Annotated in this window: 16 protein-coding genes; 7 read left to right on the forward strand and 9 right to left on the reverse strand. The window is 31.6% G+C overall.

What is annotated here, in order from left to right; genetic code table 11:
- Positions 1 to 14: 14 nt before the first annotated feature.
- Positions 15 to 518, forward strand: coding sequence for a hypothetical protein (locus MK119_RS17075; protein WP_290681125.1), 504 nt, complete (start codon positions 15 to 17; stop codon positions 516 to 518).
- Here the strand turns inward: MK119_RS17075 and MK119_RS24385 are convergent.
- On the reverse strand, positions 421 to 666 hold the full coding sequence (locus MK119_RS24385) for a DUF1361 domain-containing protein (protein WP_366512837.1): 246 nt from the start codon (positions 664 to 666) through the stop codon (positions 421 to 423). The two genes, MK119_RS17075 and MK119_RS24385, sit on opposite strands and share 98 nt — an antisense overlap.
- Positions 667 to 1,516: 850 nt before the next feature.
- Here MK119_RS24385 and MK119_RS17080 point away from each other — a divergent pair.
- On the forward strand, positions 1,517 to 2,455 hold the full coding sequence (locus MK119_RS17080; protein ID WP_290681127.1) for a toxin-antitoxin system YwqK family antitoxin: 939 nt from the start codon (positions 1,517 to 1,519) through the stop codon (positions 2,453 to 2,455).
- 419 nt (positions 2,456 to 2,874) lie between these two features.
- Here the strand turns inward: MK119_RS17080 and MK119_RS17085 are convergent, their stop codons facing one another.
- The 7 genes from MK119_RS17085 to MK119_RS17115 form a co-directional block, all read right to left on the reverse strand.
- Positions 2,875 to 3,552 carry a DUF1361 domain-containing protein gene (locus MK119_RS17085; RefSeq protein WP_290681130.1) on the reverse strand — a complete coding sequence of 226 codons (678 nt, stop codon included), beginning with the start codon at positions 3,550 to 3,552 and terminating at the stop codon, positions 2,875 to 2,877.
- On the reverse strand, positions 3,549 to 6,227 hold the full coding sequence (locus tag MK119_RS17090) for an MSEP-CTERM sorting domain-containing protein (protein ID WP_290681132.1): 2,679 nt from the start codon (positions 6,225 to 6,227) through the stop codon (positions 3,549 to 3,551). Before MK119_RS17090 ends, MK119_RS17085 begins: the two co-directional genes overlap by 4 nt.
- Positions 6,205 to 6,714 carry an exosortase K gene (gene xrtK, locus MK119_RS17095; RefSeq protein ID WP_290681134.1) on the reverse strand — a complete coding sequence of 170 codons (510 nt, stop codon included), beginning with the start codon at positions 6,712 to 6,714 and terminating at the stop codon, positions 6,205 to 6,207. Before xrtK ends, MK119_RS17090 begins: the two co-directional genes overlap by 23 nt.
- A gap of 9 nt (positions 6,715 to 6,723) precedes the next feature.
- On the reverse strand, positions 6,724 to 7,035 hold the full coding sequence (locus tag MK119_RS17100; protein WP_290681136.1) for a hypothetical protein: 312 nt from the start codon (positions 7,033 to 7,035) through the stop codon (positions 6,724 to 6,726).
- Between the two features lie 287 nt (positions 7,036 to 7,322).
- On the reverse strand, positions 7,323 to 8,705 hold the full coding sequence (creD, locus tag MK119_RS17105; RefSeq protein ID WP_290681139.1) for a cell envelope integrity protein CreD: 1,383 nt from the start codon (positions 8,703 to 8,705) through the stop codon (positions 7,323 to 7,325).
- A 179-nt stretch (positions 8,706 to 8,884) separates the two neighbouring features.
- A complete protein-coding gene (locus MK119_RS17110) occupies positions 8,885 to 9,181 on the reverse strand; it encodes a transcriptional regulator (protein ID WP_290681142.1) in 297 nt (98 codons plus the stop codon).
- 2 nt (positions 9,182 to 9,183) lie between these two features.
- Positions 9,184 to 9,822: a hypothetical protein gene (locus MK119_RS17115; protein ID WP_290681144.1), complete on the reverse strand. Its 639-nt coding sequence runs from the start codon at positions 9,820 to 9,822 to the stop codon at positions 9,184 to 9,186.
- Between the two features lie 330 nt (positions 9,823 to 10,152).
- Between MK119_RS17115 and MK119_RS17120 the strand changes: the two genes are divergently transcribed.
- The 3 genes from MK119_RS17120 (at position 10,153) to MK119_RS17130 (ending at position 13,027) form a co-directional block, all read left to right on the forward strand.
- Positions 10,153 to 10,275 carry a hypothetical protein gene (locus MK119_RS17120; RefSeq protein WP_290681147.1) on the forward strand — a complete coding sequence of 41 codons (123 nt, stop codon included), beginning with the start codon at positions 10,153 to 10,155 and terminating at the stop codon, positions 10,273 to 10,275.
- A 155-nt stretch (positions 10,276 to 10,430) separates the two neighbouring features.
- Entirely contained in the window at positions 10,431 to 11,723 is a 1,293-nt protein-coding gene (locus MK119_RS17125) for an ATP-binding protein (RefSeq protein WP_290681149.1), read from the forward strand.
- A 26-nt stretch (positions 11,724 to 11,749) separates the two neighbouring features.
- On the forward strand, positions 11,750 to 13,027 hold the full coding sequence (locus MK119_RS17130) for an ATP-binding protein (RefSeq protein WP_290681152.1): 1,278 nt from the start codon (positions 11,750 to 11,752) through the stop codon (positions 13,025 to 13,027).
- A 3-nt stretch (positions 13,028 to 13,030) separates the two neighbouring features.
- Here the strand turns inward: MK119_RS17130 and MK119_RS17135 are convergent, their stop codons facing one another.
- Complete coding sequence (locus MK119_RS17135) at positions 13,031 to 14,005, reverse strand: transglutaminase domain-containing protein (protein ID WP_290681155.1); 975 nt, start codon at positions 14,003 to 14,005, stop codon at positions 13,031 to 13,033.
- Positions 14,006 to 14,184: 179 nt separating this feature from the next.
- Here MK119_RS17135 and MK119_RS17140 point away from each other — a divergent pair, with 179 nt between their 5' ends.
- On the forward strand, positions 14,185 to 15,912 hold the full coding sequence (locus MK119_RS17140; RefSeq protein ID WP_290681158.1) for a helix-turn-helix domain-containing protein: 1,728 nt from the start codon (positions 14,185 to 14,187) through the stop codon (positions 15,910 to 15,912).
- Positions 15,913 to 16,016: 104 nt separating this feature from the next.
- Entirely contained in the window at positions 16,017 to 16,202 is a 186-nt protein-coding gene (locus MK119_RS17145; RefSeq protein WP_290681161.1) for a hypothetical protein, read from the forward strand.
- Positions 16,203 to 16,367: the final 165 nt, after the last annotated feature.

Genomic DNA, 16,367 nt, shown 5'->3' on the forward strand with positions numbered 1-16,367 from the left:
CTAATCAAAAACCGATGAAAAAACCACTAGAACTTCTATGCTGTTTGCTATTGTTGTGTATGTTTTCTTGTAAAAATGATGACAATGTAATTCTACAGCAAGTTGCAGAAGAAGAGCAACGCCTAACCCCTATCAACTTTGAAGAAAATTTTGGCTCATCCGTAACAGCATGTTTTTTAGGGCGTGTCGTTGATGAAAATAACAATCCACTTCAAGGAGTAACCATTCGTATTGGAACTACTGTAACAACCACTGATCTATTTGGTACGTTTACCGCATCAAGTTCAGAAGTATTTGAAAAATTTGCGTATATCACTGCTGAAAAAATGGGATATATCAAAGGTTCCAGAGCCCTAGCACCATCTACTACGGATGTAAACCGTATGGAAATCATGTTGCTAGAAGAAGTCGCTGCAACAATTACATCTGGAGAAGCAACAATGGTAAACCTAAGTAATGGAACAGAAGTATCTTTTGCTGGAAATTATACTCGCGAAGATGGGACGCCACACAATTGACAAGTAGATGTAGTACTAAAACATTTAAGTCCAGACGATGATAATAACGATCAATCCATGATTGTTTTGATACTTTTGTGTATGGCAAGTGCATTAAATTAGTAATGAGATATGGAGCATTGGGCAAAAATAAAAGCCAAATTACCAATACGGCAATCAGTACAAAAGACTGTTTTTAAACCAATGGGTATTTTAGATATTCCCAAAGAAAAAAGCATGGAATATAGGCTAAAAATAAGTTCTAAATCAAAAAAACATAATGTAAACTTCCCGTGATGGAAATGTGTAGCATATACAGCGCAAAGCAAAATAGACTATTGAGCAATAAAATTTTGTTAACTCTAAAGGTTTAGACTTCATATTGATGTTTGTTTTTTGATGCGTAAACGATACTGATCTAGCATTACGATACCTAAAGAGAAAAGCAATACCCAAAATAATTAAAATTGAGTTCACATACATGCTTATTGAATTGATAATAGTTTCTCAAATTAAAAAATTAGAGAAATGGAAGCCAAACTTTCTTGGTGTCAACATATGTACTCAGAACTAGTTCATCAGAACGATGTCAGTTCGATTGACGCAAATGCAAAACTGACATAGGCCATTGAAGTCACCCGAAAAAAGACAAGTTATTGCAAAATACTCTTTCGGAATCATCAAAGGAGAATGGGGATTTGATTCTATTTTATCAAAAGAATAATTGTATCAGTTTTTGTTGAATTTGGATTGATAGCTTTTATTTTCTTTCTTAAAAGAATTATGAATATTTTTGAAACTTCATTAAAGGATTTGAAAATACTTTTTTGAGCAATTTTTAAGCCTAAATAGTTTTCTTGCGTTGAAAATTGAAATATCAGCGAGTCAAAATCGTTATTTCAATAGGAATCAAGAAGTATAAAACAGCTGTTTTATTTTAAAATTTGATGTAAATTAGAAACATAATTAGTTAGTTTTGAGATATATTACCGTTGTTAAACATAAAAACATATCAAATCATGAATAAAAATTTATCATTATTGATTATTGGAATGTTATTTATAGCATTTTCACAAGCCCAAGAAATTTCAAAATTTTATCATGAAAATGGTAATTTGAAAGCATCAGGAAAATTGGATAAAGGATTTCGAACAGGCCCATGGAAAAAATATTATGAAAATGGAAAATTAAAGGCTTCAGGAAGCTATGACAAAGGAATAGAAATAGGCGAATGGCGATTTTATCGTGAAAATGGAAAATTAGAATCCAAAGGAAATTATAATTATGGAACAGCAAATGGTAATTGGGAATATTACAATGCCCAAGGAAAATTATACGAATCAGGAAAACTTGACAGAGGTTACCGAACAGGTGAATGGAAAAGATATTGGTTAAATGGACAAATATCTGCAAAAGGGAATTACGAAAATAGACTTCAAACAGGGAAATGGAAATACTATTACGAAAGTGGACAATTATTAAGAATAGAAAATTACGAAAAAGGAAGGATAAATGGTGACTATGAAAAGTACTACTCGAATGGAAAGTTAAATGAAATTGGGAAATTTAAAAACGGAACTCAAATAGGGAAATGGAAATACTATCTTAAAAAAGGGCAGTTAGATCGAATTGAGAATTACGAAAATGGAAAACTACAGGGAAGATGGGAAAAATATTATGAGAGTGGGAAGTTGATGAGCATTGGAAATTTTAGTAAAGGAATTCCTTCAGGTGAGTGGACAGCATATCATGAAAACGAAAAGCTAAAAGCTAAAGGAAAATACAAAAATGGAAAAGAGTATGGTTTATGGAAATTTTATCATTCAAATGGGAAAATACAACTTACTGGGAGTTACGAAAATGGAATTCGGATTGGTGAATGGTTAAGTTATGATGAAGCAGGAAAATTGTTAAAAAAGAACACGTTCGTCAATGGAAAACTCAAGAAAAACGATTAGCCATTACTGTGAAATTTCTTTCGAAGCCTTCATAATCTTTCCAATTCTACATTTGACGATAAAATAAATAGAACGCTCTAATTTTTTTACAATTCTTTTGGAACTCTAATGTTTTTTAGTGTTTTATAGGTTTGTTCAATTAATTTATTAAATAAACCGTATTTAAACAGATTCTGAGTACGCCATCGATCATAACTACATCAGGTTTCGTTTACTACGTTACATATTTTTTAAATGTTCTTGGATATTTTTTTGGCAACATATATTCCAATATATGTGATTTCTACAAATGGAAGAATTCTATTAAATGTAAAAGCAAATTAACATAGATGGTAAATTTATTTGTCAACTTTGTAATTAATTTGATTAAGTAATTATCTTTTGAGTCAGATGATTGCAACTAAAAATCAGATTTTAAATTAAAGAGTATCGCAGTTCCGAGATTTTTTTTTTGTATTAAAAAATGAAACTATTTGTAAAAATAAAATAGATAGAAAAATACCAAATCCTAAAGTAATTCCTAAGGATTTCACTCTAGCTACAGGACTGTAAATACTATACAAGCAATCTGCAAGTAAATTAAAAGGATCACTAAAAAACTCCCACGAATTCCAACGTAAATATCTTCCCAAGTAAATTCCAAAGCCACATAAAAAAGCAATGAAAAACATAAAACGTTTTGCAAGCTTTCGATTCCACTTTTCGGATATAATTACATAGAAATGATACATAGATAACAACCCAACAAACAATCCATTCCAAGCAAATACAAATAACATAAAAGGATCAATCCATGATTGTTTTGATACTGTTGTGTATTGCAAGTGCATCAAATCGGTAATTAAATATGGAGCATTGGGTAAAAACAAAAGCCAAACTCCCAATACAGCAATCAATACTAAAGATTGTCTTTTTAACCAATGGGTTTTAGATATTCCAAAAGAAATAAAGTATGGAATATAGGCTAAAAATAGGTTCCAAATCAAAAAACCATAATATATGCTTCCAGTGATAGAAATACGCAGCACATACAGCGCCAAGCAAAATAAACTATTGAGCAATAAAAATTGTGTTAACTCTAAAGGTTTCGACTTCATATTGATGTGTGTTTTTTGATTTGTGAACGATACTGTCTTAGCATTACAATACCCAAAAATAAAAGCAATACCCAAAAATAAGGTTCGTTCATACGACGTGATTCTGTAGCCATGTTTTCTGTATAATTAGCTTTCATAATAGCTTCTTGCTTTTGGCGCAAACGTTCTTCCTGATCTCTATTTTCTAACGAAATAAACGTAGTACTATGAGAAAGAATGTTTTGAGAAAAACTTTCGCGTAAAGCATGCAACCAATGTTCTTTTTTGCGTTTCGGATTCAGGTCATTCAAATCGTGAAACAGTCGCAATTGAAGTGCATTCAAATATGGATTTCCTGAAAAATCACGATCTAAGGTTGCAGTTTCGTCCAAGCTAATTAAAGAAGGCTGAATGTTATCGCGGATAAAATACGATTGTTCATTTCTGGAAAATTCTAACAAATCTATCGTCTCTGGCAATTCCTTCTTCCAATGCGAACATTCCACCAAATTATAGTATGGAAATGCCTTATCGATCTCAAAAGACAAATACTTTCCACTATGTCTATTTTTATAAGGAGCATACACAATCACATACGGAACACTTTTTTGATCTCGATGCAAATATTGAATTTGTTTTAAGGCTTTTTTATAATTAAATCCACTTGCTTTCGGACGTGTCGGTGTTCCCCAATTTACATCTGCATCCACATGCAATACCTTTACTTTTTTCTGAATATCGCTCGCTAAGCTTTTAAAATCTTCTTGAAATTGCTTTCTAAATTTCGCTCCTTTATCCGTATTGTCCACTATAAAATAATATTCCACAGGTCTTGATACTTTCGGCAATTCTTTCTTAATACTAGATGGAATATAGAATGAATTCTCACTCAATTGAGTTACCTGTTGTACCAAAGGTTTTACCTCAATATTGATAGGTGTTTCATTTAAAGAAAAATGTACGGGAGTTCTGTGATACAACGTAAATCCTGAGGTACGTGTTTCTTGTTTTCCAAAAGGAAAGATTTTTAAGGATAGTACATCATCGTACAAATATTGTAAAATACCTGGATCGCGACGACGTGTAGTAATTTGCTCATAAATCCAGTTGGCAGCTTTTTTTTCGGCTAAAATTCCATACGTTCTTCTGCCTTCTATATCTAAATAATAATCGGTAATAAAAACATCTTTCGGCAACTTAAACTCACTGCGAAATTCGCGCATATCACGATTGTCCAGATTAGTAATGGATAAATGTACCTGTGTTTTGTAAAAATCATCTTCAGGAATGTATTCCGTTTCAAAGGTATACGTTAACGCAGAATTCGCTTTTTGAGGCGGAATATATCGATTCCAAGAAGCTGTATTTTCTCCAAAAAATAGACTTTTTAATTCACGGTGCTTTTTTCTGGAAATTTTCAAGTTTCCAAATACATACGAATCGTAAAAAATAGACAACAAAGGCAATCGATCCTCACTACTTCCAATAGAGCGTCGACGTAGTCCCGTATTCATTTCTTTTAAAATGTAGTCTAACTTTTCAACATTATAATCTTTATAATTTCTATCAGAAGCATCAAATTGATCTGTTTCAGCAAGCACTTCGTTGAGGTAGCTTCGATGATCCATACAAAAACCTAAAAAACTTAATGGTAATATGGAGAAGCATACAAAGCTCCATATCAAAATTTGTCTTTTACCATATTTTTTAGCAATAACTGAAAACTGTCGTTTCATTATATGATATTGTAATAACATCAATACGCTTGGTGTCAACATCAATATTCCTGCACCTGCAAAAATTAATGCAATAAATGACAATGGAATGTATGGTAAAAAAACAATGAAGAAATAACACACGATTGGCAATCCGAAAGAAGCCATCAAAAAACCAACCAAATTCCAGACAGTATTCTTATTTAAAAGTAATCCTAAACCTAGCGCATTTACTAAGATGGCAATTTGAATACCTGTGAAGTTGAAGTCACCAAAAAAATCAAAATCAATACTCAAGACCAGTCCGATGCACGGTAAAATAAAACCAAAAAGCAATACCAGCAAAGGGCTGTATTGTTTAAAATTTTTCCCAATGAGGTTTCCTATAATAAAGCGAAAGAAGAAGAATAAAAACGTAGCAATTGCTAGGCAGATGCTAATTTTCATCAAAAAAGTATCAAACCTAAAATAGCTATTACGATTTCCCTTAAATAAAGGAGTAATAATCATAATAAGCACATATAAAAGTAGTGGAAGGATAATAGATAATGCAAAATTTTGCGCATTTTCCATTCGGGATCCTTTAGGTTTAAAATATTTAAAAATAAGATCAATCAATGCATGAAACATTCCAGGAATTGTCAAATACAACGGAATAATTTCATAATTCACACTAGAGGCTGTCATTCGTGGTATTTGAATGAATAAGGACGATTCATACAATATAAAAAGAAAGGTACTATAGCAAATAATAATGGCAACTGGAAGAATCCATGCTTTACTAAGTTCAAATACTTCAAGCAGGATTAATAACGAAGAAACTACAATAAAAGTTCCCCAATAGATTGCAATTCCAGTAAAATCGAAAAGGTTTCCATTTGGAGAATTAAAAGCAGTATAGAAAAGCCAACCTAAGAATAATTGAAGCAGCACTAAGGAAATAAAATACCCGTAAGATTTATGTAGTTTGAATGGTAACATATTTTGATGAAATAAAATGATTTAGAAGGAGTAAGATGAAAATATATAAGATGCTTCCAAGTACTAAATGTGCTGTTTTTGGATCTATCAAGGCGTTTGTCCATTCCCAATCAGCAAGTTTTATAGCACTGATAATACGCGTAGTATTGGCAACAATCATGATGAGGTAACTGCAAATTCCTAAGAAAACTAAGCGCAATAGCGTATGAGGCACTCTTTGAAATTTGCACAACCTGAAGCATAAAAATGCAAAGCAAATGATAAAGAAATTTCCGCCAGCACAGGATTTTTCAATGATAATTCCTGATGAAGCGCTGAAACCAACTTCTGGAATCCACTCAAAAGGAGTATTGGTAAACAACTCAATTACAGGAATCATAGGATACAGAAACCATTGTAAACTTGCTAAAGAAGCCATACTGTACCAAGCTTTCAAAGCAATAATGAGTCCTAAAATAATACTGATTCTAACGATTATTTTTTTCATGATATCTGTTTAAGGAAGATGATACATAATTATAGCACCAACATAACACAAGCCGATAGGAACATTAATAATCATTAAAATCAATGATCTGAAGATTTTTTTTCGCTTTACCTTACTATGAATGAGCGTAATATAAAGTGTGAAAAATAAAATACTATTGATTAATAACGCAAGTAGCGTATAGTAAATTCCTAAATTTAAAATAGCAATGGAACCTTGGTTATAGAAATAGACAATCAGTAAAAAAGTACCACCTAAAAAACTGAGAATTGCAGTGATTTTTGCAGCTTTTAATAAATTATATACGAATGGAATATTCATGTGTTTGTGAATCAAATTAAAATTGAATTAAAACTTAAGGATGAAAACGAAACCTGAGCTTTTTAGCACTCGAATTCCAAAAGTCAGGAATCGTTTTCTCACCAAACTAACTAACTAGATTTGTTATGGGTTATGAGTTTTTGGTAACCTGTTGAAAACTATAAGCCACCAAATCATCAAATTGACAAATCAACCAGTTCGAAGCTTATATGTTTAAAAGTTGCTCCTTTTTTAATACAAAGAAAGTGAAGTACTTATCCAGCAACTAGCAACAAAATCAAAGTAAATTACCCAACCACAGGCTCAGTAATATCAAAGCCCCAATCTATTTTTCGCGATACGTACATCACAATTCCTAGGATGATAAACAAGCCAATGCTTCCAACCAATAATGCATAATTTTCCAGTTGAATAATTACAAAAATGAAACTATACAATGCGGTTAAAGTGATGCCAATCAATACAGGGAATTTCCAATTTTTCAAGATGGATTTTGAGTATAAAGTAATCATTACAATGACGGCGGTTCCAGCAATGAGATAGGCTTTAAAGAAACTACTGTGTTCAGAGATAGAAATAAGCAATGTGTAAAACATCACCAATGCCAATCCAATCATTAAATATTGAAATGGATGAATGGAAATTTTGCTTAATGTTTGAATAAGGAAGAAGACTAAAAAGGTCAGACCAATCACTAAAAAGCCATATTTTGCCGTGCGTTCACTTTGTTGATATTCATCTAGCGGAATAATGAAATCAGTTCCAAACGCATACTGATCTAAATTTGGAAGCACTTTAAAGTACTGTTGTGAAAAAGAACGATTGGTGTGCAGTAATTTCCAATTGGCTTCAAATCCTCCGTTTTCGGTAGTGCGTTTGCTTTGTGTGATAAAACTTCCTGTATGTTTTGGATGTTTCCAATCAGAAGTCATTTGCACATTGGTGAGCTTTCCAATGGGAATAAAACGAATACTTTTACTACCATTATATGTCAATTTAAAATCAAAAGAACGCGTAGTTGTTGTCGGCAAATCTTCCAAGCTCAGAAAAGAACTTTCTAGTGTATCTATATGTGAATGATCAGCAGGTAACGGTTCAAAATTATATGTATTGCCGTTCATGCTAAGTTTTACTTCACTCTTCAAGCCTTTTAAGTTTGTCGTTCGAATTATCAGCGAAGCTTTTTCCCAAACAATATCCTCATTGGGAATAGATTTCAAAGAGAAGTCAGGAGTTTCAAAGCTTCCCGTAGTTACAATATCTGTCGTAAATACGGTTGTTTCAAAATTGTTACGCTTCTTAGAAGTAGTTTTAACATCAGCATTAATATCAAGTGTTTTTGGAAAAAAATATGCATATCGTGTCGTTGCTGATTTTTTGGTTACGGTTTGCTGTGTAGCTTCTTCATACACCGCAGTTTCATGATATACCTTGTACGGAACCTTTAAAATAGGACCGTACAAAAGAATTTCATTTCCCCATTTGTCATTCAACTCACTAACTACGTCTTGCTGTCGTATTTCTCGTTCCGTAATTAAATCTTGAATCAGCGAAAGCGGAATCATAAGCAATAAGGTCAATGCGCCAGTCATAAAGAATTTTGCTGTGATAGAGGTTTTAAGCCAAGTCCACAGCTTTTTGTTGTTTTTTTCAGTTTGATGTGTTTCCATTTTTTTAATATTTAAAAGTACTTTGAAATTCAAAGTAAATAGGTAAAAAATATATTTATGTATGGCTAGGAGTAAAGTCTAGCACTATTATTGGTAAAAAGAACCGTAATTATTTTAATATGATTTGTGTTCATTTAGAGTATGTTACTATGTATCTAGTAAGTGTTGTTATTAGTAAATTATTCGCTTTTTCGGATCAACTGTTCCAGAGCGTCTATATGTTTTTTAAACTCAATTTTCCCTAAAGGTGTTGCGCTGTAACGCGTATTGGGTTTTCGCCCGATAAACTGTTTTTCCACCTTAATATATTCCACTTTTTCAAGGGCTTTGGTATGACTTGCCAAATTTCCATCAGTCACCGAAAGTAATTCTTTCAATGTTTTAAAATCGGCAAATTCATTCACCATCAATACAGACATAATGCCAAGTCGAATTCGATGATCAAATGCTTTATTTATGTTATTTATAATGCTCACAATTATTTTGCTGTTCGTTCTACAAGAATATACATCAATCCTCCGTAAATGATATGGAAAACTCCAAACCCAATAGCCCAAAAGTACAAACCATATCCGACAAATTGTGTAGATATAAGTCCTAAAATGATATTGGTATATCCTAAATATTTTACATGTCCGAGTGTATATTTACTTGCATTTACACAAGCCAATCCGTAGAAAATTAGTGTTGCCGGAGCTACCAATCCTACAGCAGTTTTTTGTAATAAGACTAAAGTGAAAATTCCTCCAGTTACCAACGGAATCAAAAAATTGATAAGTAATTTTAAGGCTGATTTATCAAATATCTTTTCGCCATTCTTACGCGCTTTTCGCTGTGTTAAAATAATTCCTGTGACGACAGCTAAAAAGACAACAATAGCAGCAATAGTTATTAGTTTGATGGTGATGTCGTTTCCAGCAACATAGGTTCCTTCCTCGTATAAATTACGTTGCTTTCCGTAAGCTTTGATCAATTCGCCGCGCGCAAACCATGCGCCAACCAACGCATAAATTCCTGCCATGATTCCTGAAAGTCCGCTTAATGAAATAAATCGCGATGATTTATTCATAAGGTTTCTAATTTCTCTGATGTCTTCTAGATAGTCTGATGATGTCATTTTAAAAGTACTTTGAAATGCAAAGTAAAATAAAAAATATGAATGCTGCAAATGGAAATTGTTTTTTTGATGTGCATTTTTTGTGAGAAAATAGAATTCTATAAAATAAGTTACATTTGAAAACGTATAGAACAACCCTAATTAAACAATAACTCAGTAAAACAATTGCAATGCTTACATTGATAAAAAGATTACTAGGTAGAAAGAATAATAATGACTTTACAGTTATTGAGAACGGCGATCGAAAAATTGTGATTAGCGCTGAAGTAATGGAGTAATTTAACAGTACATTGCCAAGTCCAAATCCTAAAGATTTAGAACAGCTTATCCATGAAATCACAAAATGTATATGTTTCTGAAAAAATCATAAGTAAATTACAAACACATTTGAAAGCATTTGACGATCAAGAAAAAATACAGGTATTTGAAAAAAGTCTAGTTAGAAAAGCATAATTATTAACAAGAAAATTCAAATCACAGTCTTTTTCTGAATTATAAAATAGGTTTTTCATTATTTGTGATGCAGTGCTCATATATTTTGTTAGAAAGAATACAATTTTAAAATCATTTCCATAACTTTAAAAAATTAAACCCTATTTATAAATCAGTTGAAAAAAGTTTTAAAATATCTCAAAGATATTGGGCGACTTGAGCGTTTTGAAATTAAAAACAGCGGAATCACATTTCTATTGGCAGGTCCAAGTACTTTCATGTATGTGATGATTATGTTTTATTATAATCCAGGTCTCAAAGTTCCATATCATGGTGAAATAGTATTTTCGCTATGGTTTGTATTGGTGGGAATTATTCCGTATTTCAAAAGTAAATTCCTTGACGAAATTTACGGTTGGATTACGTTTGCAAGTCTAATGATATTTCAATTCTATCTCACCTATACTACAGCTTTCAATAATTTTTCTTTAGATTATTTGTTGGTAACGTATGTGTTTATTTTTGGAGCTGTTTTATTATTGAGTAATCGTTTATTGGTCATTATTTTTAGTGCTTCACAGTTACTTCATTTATCATATCGTGTCTATTATTCCGACTTAGACAGCATGTCGGAAAGTGCCATTTTGGTATCAATGAGCACTATTTTTGTTTTCTCTTTTTTGGTGATGAACGGATTGATTCGCTATAGAAAAAAACTAGAAACGATCAATGTGGAGTTAGAAAAACGCATTCAACAACGTACAGTAGATTTAGAAACTAGAGCCAAAGAATTGCTTCGAAAAAATAAGGATTTAGAAGAATTTGCCTATGTGGTTTCACACGATTTAAAACGCCCATTACGAAATATATACACGTTAACGGATTGGCTTACGGACGATACAGAATATCAATTTAATGAAGAAACCAATCAAAGCTTGCGATTGATCAAAGAGCAAGTTACACAAATGGACTTATTGGTAGAAGGAATTCTGAATTATTCGCTACAAATGGACAAAGAGCGACCTGTAAGTAATGTTGATGCACAAGTATTAGTTGATAGAATTGTGAAGGTAAATGCTAGTGACACTCTAAAAATTCATGTTTCTCAAAAACTACCGAAAGTTATTTTTAACGAATCACAATTGCTGCAAGTTTTTCAAAATTTAATTCAAAATGCCATCAAACATAACGATAAAGAATTGGTAGAAATTCATATCAAATATCAACAAACACAAAAATGGCATCAATTTTCGATACACGATAATGGACCTGGCATTAATGAAAAATATCACAAAAAAATCTTTGAGTTATTCCAAAAACTCGAAGTCAAATCAGAAATAGATTCCATAGGAATTGGGTTGGCATTGGTAAAGAAAATCATTGAACGAAATGGAGGTACTATCACTGTTGAAAGTGAACTAGGAAAGGGAACAACTTTTATATTTACAGTTCCAGCAGCAGAACAATGATTTTATAAACAGGGCATAATTTTACAATGATAAGAAGCGTACTTAAAAACCTTGGAGCGTTAGAACCTTTTGAAATTAGGAATAGCTGTATAACGCTTTGTCTTGGTGCGCCAAGTTCGTTTGCCTATCTGGAAATTATGAAATATTACCATCCGGATGTTGTCTTGCCTTTATATGGAAATATTATTTTTGCAATACTCTTCTTAATTGTTGGTGTTTCTGTAAATTTTAAGTCAAAATTCATCCTAAAAAACTATGGTTGGTTTGTGTTTGGCGTTACAATGCTTTTTCAACATTATGTAACGTATGCCACATATTTGAATAACTTTTCACTGGATCTTTTACTTGTGATGTATGTTTTTTTGTTTGGTTCGGTGTTGCTGTTGAGCAATCGAATTTTAGTCATAATTTATAGTGCCACACAAACTTTACACGTAGCCTATCATGTGTATTTTTCAGATTTAGATAGTATTTCAGAAATTGCAATATTGCTATCTACCATGGCTATTTTTGTAAGCTCTTTTTGGATGATGAGTATCTTTATTCGGTATCGAAAAAAAATGGAAGCCCTTAATGAAAGTCTTGAAGATACGGTAAAGCAACGCACGCTAGATTTAGAGATTCGTGCAAAGGAACTTTTAGATAAAAATAAAGATTTAGAAGAATTCGCGTATATAGTCTCAAACGATTTAAAACGTCCTTTACGAAATATATATACACTAACCGATTGGCTTTCCGAAGATGAAGATGAGCAGTTGAATACTGAGGCAATGAAAAGTTTGCAACAAATCAAAAATCAAGTGACGCAAATGGATTTGTTGGTAGAAGGTATTTTGAATTATTCGCTACAAGCTGAACCCAATCAGGATATGAAAGAAATCAACGTACATACACTTGTTAAGCGTATTGTCAACGCACTTTCAGAAGACCACATTTCAATATCTATTAAACGAAAATTACCAAGACTCTTTTTTAACGAATCGCAAATGCAACAAGTGTTTGTAAATTTGCTTCAAAATGCCATCAAGCATAATGATAAAGAAAATATAGAAGTTTTTATTGATTATGAAGTAAATAAATTGCGTCATAAATTTTTTATCAAAGACAACGGACCAGGAATTCACCCTAAATATCACGGAAAAATCTTTGAACTTTTTCAAAAGCTACAAGTCGATACTGATGGAGAAGCCATTGGAATTGGGCTGGCTTTAGTAAAAAAGATTATAGAACGCAATGAAGGGACAATCGATATAAAAAGTGATGAAGGGCAAGGTGCTACCTTTATATTTACCATTCCAAAATAATAATTAGCGCTTCGGAATAATTCGAAAACTAAGCATGCCTTTTCTACCGTTGTATACTGTAAGAACCTCTTTTTTGGTCTTCTTAAAAGGAATTTTTGTAACATATTTATTCCCCACTTTTGTAAACGTTAACCTTTTAGAACGCTGATCTTTTGAATATGCATAATAATACTTTTGATTTATATCTAAACGTGTAAATGGTAATGTGATAAAACCATTTACTTTTGCTGTAATTTGCCCACGAATATCTTTATCTAATGAATTATCTAGAGCTAAATATGGTGCATATGGAATTGGTTGTTTATAAAAAGCATCTTTACTCATTTTGACTTTTAACAATTGCCATTTTGGGTCTTTTGGAAAATGATTTAAAATCATTTTTTCAGGAGGAATGCTAAAATAAGTATCATGAAAATCTACATGATTTGGTTTCCCGCGTTCATTTCCTGTTGACCAAGTTGCATCAATCAAATTCCATTTATTATCAAAAAAGACAGCATTCCACGCATGGTTAGTTTGCTTAGGAATAACACCATAACGATGCTTCGTTTTTAATATATTTCCCTTAACTACATGCGCTTTAATTCCTAGTTGTTCGCATACATAAAAAAGTAGTTGTGAATACCCTTCGCAAACCGCTACTTTAAATTGCAATGCGTAAGAAGCATACTTTTTTTTGTATTTGTAATGATACGCTTCCTCAGTTTCATAATCTTTAATCGTTATTTTAGGATATCCTGTGCTGTTCGTTCCTAATATTTTAAAATTATATTGAATATGATGTGCTATCCAATAGTATGCAGCTCGGACTTTATCAGCGTCATTGGAAAAATCCTTTTCAATACGATTGGCAAATTCTTCGATAGATTGAAATGTTGTTGGATATGTTGCAACTACTTTATCAACAGAGGTATAATCTTGTGCAATTGCAAAAAAATTACACACAAAAAATAAAAATATAAGAGCGTACGTTTTCAATACAACAGGAGTTTAAAAAAGCTATAAAATGAGTGTCATAATCATGACGTTTGTTATATAAATCCAACAATCATTATACCAAATGCTATTAATTTTGTTACTTTTGAGTATTCCCACTTAACAACAATCACTAACAAAACATGATGTTAAAATTTCATTTTAAACAATGGGTTATTTGTATGATGTGCATAAGTATCTATTGTTTTATTTGCATAGGATTTACTCAAAATCAACCTAATATAGACATAAAGGCTTTTCAAGATTCACTTCAAAAAATATCCTTTGAAAAAGTTGTAGATGCCTACTATGAATATAGAATACCAGATTCAACCAGAGCTGCGAATGTTATAAATTACTTACGAGATAATTACACGACATCAAAGGATAAAAATGTAGTCGCAAAAACCTATCTCACCATTGCTAGTTGGCAATATAAACATGGAAATGTAAACGCATTCACAAAATCTTTAGATATTGGAATTGAGTATGCTGAACTACAAAATAATAATGTATTATTATATGAAGCATACAAAAAGAAAGGAGTATATCTGTTTTACAGTGGAAAAAATGAAAGTGCTTTAGAAAGTTTGTTAGAAGCTTACAAGCTCGCCAAAGAAATGAATAATAAAAAAGCGCTCATTGAAACCAAAAATAATATTGCGCTTATTCAAATTCAAGTAAGAGACAATTTAGGAGCATTAGATTTATACATTGAAAATCTAAAACAAATTGCAGATTCAGATGATAAAAGCTTAAAAAATAAAAAAATGATAATCTATTTTGGTATGGCAAAAGCGTATATCGATTTAGGTAGACATGAAGAAGCTACAAAGTATGTAGAAGATGGGATAGCTATAAACCAACAAAAAAATAATATTGAACTTGAAGCTTATTTTAATATACTGCTTGGTGAACTAGAATCTAATAAAGGAAACTATCAAAAAGCAGCAGAACTATTTATAAAAGCTAAAGAACAGATAGCTAGTTATGGAGGCGATAGAGTAGCAGATAGGTTTTTAAAACTATATATAGGAAAAAATTATGCTGCACAAAACCAACATGAACTTGCGGTAAAAGAATTCTTAGAAGGAGAGCAATTATTAGAAGAAAATGATATTGATTATTTGAGCATTCAAGGACTTTATTCAGGTTTAGCAGATTCGTATTCGGTTATTGGAGAAATTGAAAAAAGTTCAAAATACTACAAAAAAACGCTTGAAATTGATGCCAGAAATGATAAAACACGTGCAATTTTAAATTCACGTATGGTACAAGAAGCATTGGGGAATTTAAAAGAACAAATAAATGATTTAGAAAAAATATCAAAGCGCATAAAATATTATTATGCAGCAGGAATAGGAGTATTACTATTGATTATTTTTGGTTTGGTCATTTACTACCGAAAACAACAGCGAAAAAATAAAGAGCTATTCAATAAGTTAATGCTAGAACTAGAAGAGAAACGCCAACAAGAAAAGCGCGAACAAAAAACACAAAAATCTACGACAACTACTAAAAAATCGATTGCTAAAACTAAAGAAACTCCTGAAATTGATGAAAAAACAGCAGAAATTCTCAAAAACTTAGAAGAATTTGAAGCCAAAGAATTGTTTTTAAGTCAAGACAGTACTCTAGTAGAAGTAGCTAAAAAAATACAAACAAATACAACGTATCTTTCTAAAGTAATTAATACATACAAAGAAAAGTCATTTACTTCATACATTACTGACTTACGAGTAAATTATGCCATAGAAAGATTATCGGTTGACCGAAAATTTAGATCATTCACTATCGGAGCCATTGCCCAAGAAATAGGTTTCAGACGTTCCGAATCCTTTTCTAAAGCCTTTAAGGTAAAAACAGGATTGTATCCTTCGTATTTTATAAAAGAGCTTGAAAAACAGTAGATTATATATTGTATTTAGTCGTTATTTATAAATTACGACAACTTATTTTCAATCGAATTTTGTTTTCTGATTATATTTAAAAAGAATCAACAAAACATACCAACATGAACAAAGAAAGAAAACTGGATTTAAAATTAAAAAAAATCAATGTATCTAAACTGAATAATACAATAGGAGGAGGCGATCCTTTAGCTTCGAATGTATTATGTGCTAATTCTGTTGAATGTTCTATTCCAGGAGTAGATTGTAAAACTATTTTAACAGCCTCAGACAGCGTTGAAAAATGTTGATTTACTCTAGTAGTTTTTGAAGTAAAACTTCATCTACGATTCCTCTAAAAATTTAAAACTCTTAAGAAAATTTCCTTAGGAGTTTTTTTGTGTGTAAGCTTTTCTAAAAAATTATTTAGGATGCTTGTGATCTTAAAAGAAATTTATATGTACCCTCTATTTTAG

It is taken from the genome of Kordia sp. (assembly GCF_022447245.1).
Lineage (GTDB): Bacteria > Bacteroidota > Bacteroidia > Flavobacteriales > Flavobacteriaceae > Kordia.